The sequence below is a fragment of the Variovorax boronicumulans genome (assembly GCF_040544675.1).
GTDB lineage: Bacteria > Pseudomonadota > Gammaproteobacteria > Burkholderiales > Burkholderiaceae_C > Variovorax > Variovorax boronicumulans_D.
The window spans coordinates 388,887-397,336 of record NZ_JBEPKK010000005.1; the positions used below are offsets into that span (position 1 = coordinate 388,887).

Consider the following 8,450-nt stretch of genomic DNA (forward strand, 5'->3'; position numbering starts at 1 on the left):
GCAACCGGAGGCCTCTTCGCTTTATTTCCTCTCGCGCCTTCAGGCCATCAGCACCAGGATCTTGGGCTGGCTCGGCACGATGCGCATGCCCATCGCATTGCCGCGGTTCTGCCGCGTCATGCTCGTCAGGCGCGTCTGCGCCGAGCCCTTGACCAGCAGCGTGAACGCACCCAGCGTGTGCTGCGACTGCCCCATCACGCTCTGCACCGCCACGCCCAGTCCGATGCCCGCGTTGTCGCCGAAGGTGATCGGCGTGCGCGTGGCCAGGTTGTGCGCGGGCGTGCACAGGTAGAGGATGTTCCAGGCCTTGGGAATGGCCGTGGGGCCCAGCGCGAAGTTGGGATACGGGATCGGAATGGCCGGCGTCTTGCAGACGTCGGGGATGGCCAGGTCCATGCCCATCAACTGGCAGTTTGCAAACATGCGTGTCTCCTTGTTTTTTATCGATAAGACTGAAAGCTCTGCTGTCGCTCAGCCCATGTGGATCTGGCTGGCGTCGGCCTTGATCAGGTCCTTGGCCGTGACCACCGTGTTCTTGCCGTGCAGCCGCGCCATCTCGCTGGCCTGGTAGTCGATGTGCGAGGCGCGCACTTGGTCGATGCCCTCGGTCATCCGGAATGCCGTCTTGCTCAGATGCACCAGCCGGTCGACGATGGCTTCGTACACGCGGCCGATCACGCGGATGCTGAGCACCCTGACCTCGGCTTCCTCGCCGCTGTAGGCCAGGCATCCCACGCGGCAGTCGGCGGCGCCGGCGTCGATCTCCAGTTGCGGCGTGCCCATGCGCAGGCCCTCACGGCCCTCCAGCGACAGCTGCGTCGCGCTTTCGATGCTGACGGCGCCGCGCTCGGAGGCCAGCGTCAGGTCGCCGCTCACGTCCAGCCGCGCGGTGCGCGCATCGGCCTGCTCGGCCACCGCGGTGAGATAGAGGCGGTTCGCATCGGGCCCGCTCACGAGCACCAGGTCGCCGATCTCGGGGCGCAACAGGCAACTGGCGGCGCGCTGGCAGCGCAGCACGCGGCCCTCGCTCTCCACGCTGTAGAGGCCGCCCGGCAGCGCCGAGGCGACGCGCCCCAGCGCATTGACGGCGCCGCCCTCCGCGGTGCCAGCGGCGGCAGCAGCAACAACAGCGGCTTCGGGGATCGAGTGCGATCTCAGGGAAGTGACGTTCATGGGAAACCTCGGTGTCCTTGTCAGGGTCTGGCTCGTCGTGCCGAGAATTCCTCGGCCGCGAAAAGATCGGGATCGTTCGGCAGCAGGCCGCCGCGATCGGAAAACCGCGTGCCCTGTGTCAGCGCGCGGTGCATCTTCGTGCGCATGAAGGTGGCGCCGCCGAAGTCCGCGTCGTGCAGGTCGGCATGCGAAAAATCGGCATAGGTCAGCGTCGATTCGCCGAAGTCGGCCGTGCCGCAGCGCGCGCGGTGGAAAACGCACAGTTCCAGGTCGGCGCCGGTGAAATCGACGCCTTCCAGATCAGCGTCGCTCCAGATGCTCTGCGTGAACACGCCGCCGTTGCAGGCCACGCCTTTCATGCGCACCTGCGGAAACAGGCACTGCGGCGCCTGCACCCGGCGCAGGTTGCCGCCTTCGAGCAACGCGCCCTTGAAGTTGCAGCGCAGGAGCGCCGCCCCCTGAAAGTCGCAGTCGCGCAGGTCGGCGTCGGTGAACTGGCAGTTCTCGAAGGACTGGCCGGCGAACACCTGCCCCGCCAGGTTGGACTCGATGAAGATGGTCTTGTCGTAGCTGCAGCCGGCAAACACCGCCGAGCGCAGGTCGGTTCTGTAGAAGGTGGCGCGCACCTGCACGCGCGAGAAATCGGCGCGCAGCAGCGAACACGCATAGACGCTGAGCTTTTCCAGGCGGACGTCGGTGAACGAGGCATCGTCCAGCACGGCGTGATCGAAGGTCGTGTGGCCCAGGTCGGCGCCCGAGAAGTCTGCCGCCGTGAGGTTGCAGCTGTCGAACATCACGCCGTCCATGCGGGCACCGGGCATGCGCGCGCCACGGGCCTCGCAGCGGCTGAAGACGCATTCGCCCAGCGCCGCCGAGGCCAGGTTCGCATCGGCGAAGCGGCACTGGTTGAACATGCCGCCTTCGAGCTTTGCGTCCGACAGGTCGGCGCCGCTGAAATCGCACGACAGGAAGATGCCGCCCGACAGGTCCAGCCCGCGGAAGTCCAGCCCCTTGAGGTTTTTCTCGCGGACCTCGTCGCCCCGCTGGACCATCGCCTGGATGCGCGTGGGCGTCATGGCCTGTCCGCCTGTGTCGGCTGCATCGGTTGCGGCGCGCGCTTGGGCACGGTCTTCACCTGCTCGGTGTAGGCCTCGTCGAAGCGGGTGAACTCGTCGATCAGGCACTGGCCCAGGTCGGCCTGGAACAGGTTTGCGCGATGAAAGTTGGCCGAGGCGAGCACGGCCTTCTGCAGGTTCGCGCCGATCAGGTTTGCGCCGGCCAGCGTTGCACCCGTGAGATCGGTGCGCACGAAGCTGGACTCCCGCGCATCGGCGTCCACCAGCACGGCAAGGCGCATCGAGGCGTTGGAAAAATCGGTGTTGTCCATGCGCGCGCCGGTGAAGTCGGCGCCGTCGAGCAGCGCGTCGCGCAGGTTGCAGTCCACCAGCACCGCGCGCTGGAATCTTGTCTCGCCCAGTTTGCTGGCCCCGACGAAGCAGGTGCTCTCCACCCGCGCGTCCGAAAAGTCGACACCGCCACGGCATTCGCTGTCGGTCCAGTCGCAGGTGTCGAGGGCGGCGCCCGCAAAGACCATTCCGGAAACGACGCATTGGTGCCACGAGACCTTGCGCAGACGCGCATGGGCAAAGCTGATGCGGTGCAGTTCGCTCTCGTCGAGAAAGTCCACCGAGACAAGCTGCGCGCGGTCGAAACTGCAGTCGCTCAGGCGGGCCTTGTCCAGCGTCAGGTCGTCCAGCTTCGCATCCGAGAAGTCGCAGCCTTCGGCGCGCAGTTCGTCCAGCTGGGTGCCGTCGAAGCGGGCGCCCGCGAAGTCGGCGTTCTCGCAGACCGCCAGCACCATGTTGGCCTTGTCGAAACCGGCCCCGCGCAAGGAGGTGCGCGAAAAGCGCGCGCGCACCAGCAGCGCCTCGCCGAAGTCGGCGTCGTCGAGCACGCAGCCGCTGAAGTCGGCGCTCTCCAGCAGCGTGCGGCGCCAGCGCGTGGCGCGCAGATCCATGCCCGAAAAATCGGCGCCGGTGAGGTCCAGGTCCGAGAAGTCGCGGCTGCTCGCCAGAATGCGTTCGGCGGCTGCGCGCGCCTCTGCCGCCGCCTCGGGCGACATCGCATCGGCCGCATCCTGGTGCTGTGCCATGCGCCGGTAGTTGGCGATGAGCCGATCGCCTGCGTCGACGGACAGGCGCTTCAACGCATCGGCCGCCTCCTGCGGCATGGCGCGCGCGCCGGGCGACTGCTGCAGCTTCTGGATGCGCGACCATGTGTCGGTTCTGGGCGGCCCCTTCTGCCTGGAAGCGGTGCTTTGCCCCATCAGCCTGGAGGTGTCGAAGCCCGCCTTGCGCGACTCGGCCGCGTTGGCGTCGGCGGCCGCCGCCATCTCTGCGCGCACCTCTTCCATCTTCGCGCGCTGGGTGGCGATCATGGCGCGCGTCTTCTCGATGTAGCCCGGCAACTCGCGCATCGAGGTGGGCGGCTTGGGCGCCGCCATATCGCTCTCTTGCGCCTCGAAGCGGCGCATGTCCACGCCGTCCCGCTTCGCTTTCTCGCGCACTTCGGAGCGCATGCGATCGGCGCGCGCCTGCATGTTGCGCCGCAGGGGCGACTGGGGCAGCGCGGCCAGGTCCAGTTCGGGCCAGGGGCCCAGGATGTGCTCGGGCATCAGCTGCTCGTCGCTCAGGAGGTAGAGCGCGCGGTCTTCGGACTCGCTGCGCAGCATCAGCACCTCGCGGTAGTCGGCAAGGGGCAGCGGCGGCGCGCTGCGCTCTTCCATCGCCATCATGGCGTGGCTGATGTCGGCGGCATCGTCCTCGGCGATCTCGGTCACGCCGTGATAGACCAGGCCCAGGCGCTCCAGATGCGGAAAGAACCATGCGGTGCTCAGGTTCAGCGGCAGGTCGTCGAACGCCGCGCCGGCGAGCTCTTGCATGCGGTGCGCGCCGCGCGCCACGAACCCGCGTGCGCGCCAGTCGGGAATGCGGCCCCGCTGCACCGCCAACGACGGATGCATGTTCAGGATCTCGAACTCGGCGCCGGCCAGTTCGCCGTCGCCGGGCGCGAGCCACTGGTCCGGCGGCGCGGCGTTGAAGTAGTTCCAGTCCATGTCGCGTGCATAGCCCGGAAAGAGGTTCTGCCGCCAGTGCTCGTCGTACTGCTTTCCGAGGCGCTGCGCGCGCGAGGGCCGCTCGATGCCGACCGGGCCGAAGCCCGCGGGCACCGCCTCCCGGTCGGGACGATGCAGCCGCGCGTTCGGCAACTCGATGTTGGGCAGGCGCCGCGTGCGCACACCGTTGACGAGCTCGTCCGCGTGGCCGATGCCTTCGGGGTTCTCCGCGAAGCCGGGGCCGCCGTAGGCGTGCTGCCAATCGAGCCGCAGCGTGTCGAAGGGCTGGGGCGCGCTCGCGCGTGCATCGACCCAGAAGCGGTCGCCGAACACCTGCAGCGCCTTGGTGCGTCGGCCGACCCGCACCGACACCGCGCTCTGCGTGCGATCGTTCTGGTGGCAGGTGTAGGCGTTTCCCGTCACCAGGAACTCGGGGTTGGCCTTGGGCATGCCCAGGTCGAATGCGAACTCGCCGCCGAGCTCGGCGGCAAAGGTCTTCCAGCACTCGGGTTCGGGCACCACCTTCGCGTCGCGGCCGAAGCCGTCGGTCATGACGATCGCGGTCATGGCGAGCCAGTGCCGGCGCTCCTTGATGAAGGGGCGGGTGAGCATGCTCATGCGCAGCGGCTTGACGATCTTCATGAAGCGGCCGTGCTCGGAATCTCGACCTGCGAGCGATCGCGGTCGATGGCCACCAGCGGCGGCACGGCGTCGGAATACAGCACATGCACCTTGCTGCCCTTGGCGAAGGTCGAGAGCAGGTCCTCGTCGATGAAGGTCTTGAGCGTGGCCTCGCGCAGTTCGCCCTGCTCGTCGCGAAAGGCCAGGCGCAGTTCGGCCGCGGTCATGCCCGCGCCGTGCCGGCTGCGCTTGGTGAGCTGGCCGGGCGGGCGCGCGAGCCTCAGCACCTCCGCTTCGCCGTGCCGTGCATGGCCGCGCAGTTGCGCCCAGTGCCGCTCCTCGTGCTTGTATTCGGCGTTGGTGGCCACGGAGCTCCACACCAGGAAGACAGACATGGCGATGGCCAGCGCGATCGCGATCGCGCCCATCGTGCCGAGCACTATTTCAGACCATGGCATGCGGCGTTTTTCCTTCGTGGGGTGCGGGCTTCATTCGGTGTTGCTCAGGTCGCCGGTCTGCGTTTCCTGCAGGGCCACGTCCACCTCCACCGCGGCCACCTGCTTGATCTTGATGAAGACGTTTTCCTTGCGCCAGACCCAGTCGATGAAATTGATCAGCGACAGATTGACGAACACCCCCGAATTGATCGAGTTGAGGCCCGAGGTCAGGATCTTGACGCCGAACACGTCGGCGGACAGCAGGGTGGCCGTGGCCTGGAAGCCCGTGCCTTCCTTCACGTTGCGCTGGTACCAGGTCTGGCTGTCGGCGTTCACTGTCTGGCTGGGCGTGTTGTAGGTCGTCACGTCCGCGTTGATCGTGAAGTTGGTGACGTTGACGGTGTGGTCGGTGCTGTTGTAGGTGATGTCGGGCGCGGTCACCGTCTTCGGGCCGGCGACCACCGTGTTGTCGGGGCCGAGCACCAGCTTCCCGTCGAAGGCGTTGATGATCTCGACCCGGCCGCTGCCTGTGATGCGGATGTCCGCGCCCGCCACAAGCCGCAGCACCGAGCCGTTGACCGTGACGATCACGTCGCCGTTCACCGTCTCCGAGATGCCGCCGTTGACCACACGCGTCTCGCCGCCGCTGATGGTTTCAATGGCGCCGCCGGTGATGGTGCGCGTCTCGCCGCCCGAGACCGTCTCTGTGGCGCCGTCGTTCACGGTGCGGGTTTCGCCGCCGTCGATGGATTCCAGCGCGCCCGCGGTGATGTGGCGCTCCTCGCCCGCCTCGAAGGTGGACGACTCGTGGCCCTTGATGCGGGTGGTGCGCGTCTTGTCGGTGGTGTGCGTTTCGTCGGCTTCCACCTCGACGTCGAGCCGGCGCTCGGCATGCAGCAGGATCTGCTCGGCGCCGCGCTGGTCCTCGAACACCAGCGTGTTGGCATTGGCCGGCGAGCCGCCCTTGGTCGAGCGCGACACGATGCCGCTCTTCGTGGCTTCGCCCGGCAGGTCCAGCGGCGGCATCCGCTCGGCGTTGTAGACGCGGCCGATCACGATCGGGCGGTCGATGCGGCCGGAGATGAAGTCGACGATCACCTCCTGCCCGATGCGCGGCACGTGCACGGTGCCGAAGGCGTCGCCGGCCCAGGCCTGCGACACGCGCACCCAGAACGAGCTGTCCTGGTTGTTCTGACCCACGCGGTCCCAGTGGAACTGCACCTTCACGCGGCCGTATTCGTCGGTCCAGACCTCCTCGCCCGGCGGGCCGACCACGGTGGCGGTCTGCGGGCCGGTGGTGCGCGGCATGGGCGTGCGGCGCGGCGCGCGGAACGGCGCGTCCGAGGGCTGCACCATGAAGTTGAAGCCGTAGCTGCCGCGCGTCTCGGGGCTGCTGGCATAGCCGCCTTCGCGCAAGGCGTAGTGCACCGACACCAGCAGGTACTCGCGGTTGTCGTCGCCGCGCGGCGCGCCCCGCATCGTGAAGCGGTAGCCCGGCGCCAGGCCGAGCACGGTGGCGTGGCCGGTGCAGCGATCGGCCAGCGCCTGCGCTTCTTCGAGCCGCACGCGCGCATAGTGTTCGCCGTCGCCGGCGGCACCGTAGTCGCCCAGCCATTCGTACATGTCGTAGTCGGCGTTGTCGGTGGCCAGGGGCTGCACGCGGGCGCTCGCGAGGTCCGCGCGCGGCATGGTGAAGTTGAAGTCGTCCACCGTGTAGCTGCCCGAGCGCACCTCGGCCGTGGCCTGCCAGTCGTCGATCACCTCGATGTCCTCGGTGACGGGGCGGTCGGTCGCGAAATAGTCGATGCAGGCGTAGCCGGGCAGCTCGTCGTGCGCCGACATGTCGTCCGCCAGCACCAGCGTGTGCTGGCCTTGCGTGTGCTTGAAGTAGTAGTAGATGCCCTCGAGCTCCATCAGCCGGCAGACGAAGGCGTAGTCCGTCTCTTCGTACTGCGCGCAGAAGTCCCAGGCCCGGTAGCCGCCGCAGAGTTTTTTCTCGAAGGGATAGCCGTAGGCGCCCAGCACCTGTTCGATCATCTCGACCGCGGTGCAACCCTGGAAGGTGCGGTTGTTGCTCGCCCGCGTGAGGTACCAGAGCCACGGCCGCACGGTCGCGCGGTAGACGGTGTGGCGCACCATGCCGTCCTCGCGCCCGATGCGCGCAAAGCGCGTCACCTCGCCGTGCAGGAAACGCGGCGCGGCAGCGGTGCGGATTTCGAGCGCCATCGACTTGCCCAGCAGCGATGCGGCGGCAATCGACGGGCTGGTGCTCAGCAGGTCGACCTCGAACTCGAACAGCGCCGACAGGGCCTCGCTGCCGTGCATGGCGCGAAACAGCAGCCGGTCGCCGCCGAGCGGCGTGTGGGCGCGGACTATTCTTGCCATGGCGTGTCTCTCACTTCTGCTTGAACGGCGCTCATCTCTTGTTTCGCTTGAGGTTGACCGTGAGCACGAACGGCCCCTTCTTCTGGACGGTGCCCGCCTTGACGCGGCTCTTCACATTGACCTTGATGTTGAAGATCGCATCGAGCCAGAAGAGGTAGGACCAATTCGCAAAGACGCCGCTGAGCATGGTGTTCACCACCGACACCTGCGCCTTGATGCCGAAGAAGTCGGCGGCGGCGATGAACAGCCGCACGCGCCGGTTCGACACGATGTCCTTCTGCTGGTCGACCCACCCCTGGTCGGCGGCATTGCCCGTGTAGCCCGGCGTATTGATGACCGCCACGTTCGCGTTGAGCGTGTAGTTGACGGTGTTGATCGTGTAGTTGGTGCTGTTGTAGACCATGCTGGGCGCCGACACCGTCTTGGTGCCCGTCACCGTGGTCGATTGCGGTCCGAGCACCAGCTTGCCGTCGAAGGCGTTGACGATCTCCAGGCGGCCGGCCGCTGTGATGCGGATGTCCGCACCGCTCACCAGCCGCACGGTGCTGCCGTTCACCATGAGAAAGACATCGCCGTTGTCGGTCTCCACGATGCCGCCGTTGACCAGCCGCGTCTCCCCGCCGCTGATGGTCTCCACCGCCCCGCCGGTGATCGTGCGCGTCTCCCCGCTGCTCACCGTCTCGGTGGCACCGCCGGTCACCGTGCGCGTCTCGCCCCCG

General features: G+C 67.6%; 6 protein-coding genes and 1 pseudogene. All 7 read right to left on the reverse strand.

Annotation, left to right across the window (positions count from 1 at the left end; translation table 11 throughout):
• Nucleotides 1-39 precede the first annotated feature (39 nt).
• Nucleotides 40-423, reverse strand: a complete 384-nt coding sequence (locus tag ABIC90_RS12455; RefSeq protein ID WP_354354424.1) for a DUF4150 domain-containing protein — start codon at nt 421-423, stop codon at nt 40-42.
• A 48-nt stretch (nt 424-471) separates the two neighbouring features.
• Nucleotides 472-1,173, reverse strand: a complete 702-nt coding sequence (locus tag ABIC90_RS12460) for a DUF3540 domain-containing protein (RefSeq protein WP_354354425.1) — start codon at nt 1,171-1,173, stop codon at nt 472-474.
• 20 nt (nt 1,174-1,193) lie between these two features.
• Nucleotides 1,194-2,249 carry a pentapeptide repeat-containing protein gene (locus tag ABIC90_RS12465; protein WP_354354426.1) on the reverse strand — a complete coding sequence of 352 codons (1,056 nt, stop codon included), beginning with the start codon at nt 2,247-2,249 and terminating at the stop codon, nt 1,194-1,196.
• Nucleotides 2,246-4,930, reverse strand: coding sequence for a DUF2169 family type VI secretion system accessory protein (locus ABIC90_RS12470; protein ID WP_354354427.1), 2,685 nt, complete (start codon nt 4,928-4,930; stop codon nt 2,246-2,248). The genes ABIC90_RS12465 and ABIC90_RS12470 overlap by 4 nt, the downstream gene beginning before the upstream one ends.
• Nucleotides 4,927-5,367 (reverse strand): hypothetical protein, encoded by a 441-nt coding sequence (locus ABIC90_RS12475; protein WP_354354428.1) that lies wholly within the window; start codon nt 5,365-5,367, stop codon nt 4,927-4,929. The genes ABIC90_RS12470 and ABIC90_RS12475 overlap by 4 nt, the downstream gene beginning before the upstream one ends.
• 30 nt (nt 5,368-5,397) lie before the next feature.
• Nucleotides 5,398-7,731, reverse strand: a complete 2,334-nt coding sequence (locus ABIC90_RS12480) for a type VI secretion system Vgr family protein (protein ID WP_354354429.1) — start codon at nt 7,729-7,731, stop codon at nt 5,398-5,400.
• Nucleotides 7,732-7,762: 31 nt separating this feature from the next.
• A pseudogene (locus tag ABIC90_RS12485) lies at nt 7,763-8,450 on the reverse strand (type VI secretion system tip protein VgrG); the annotation flags it as partial.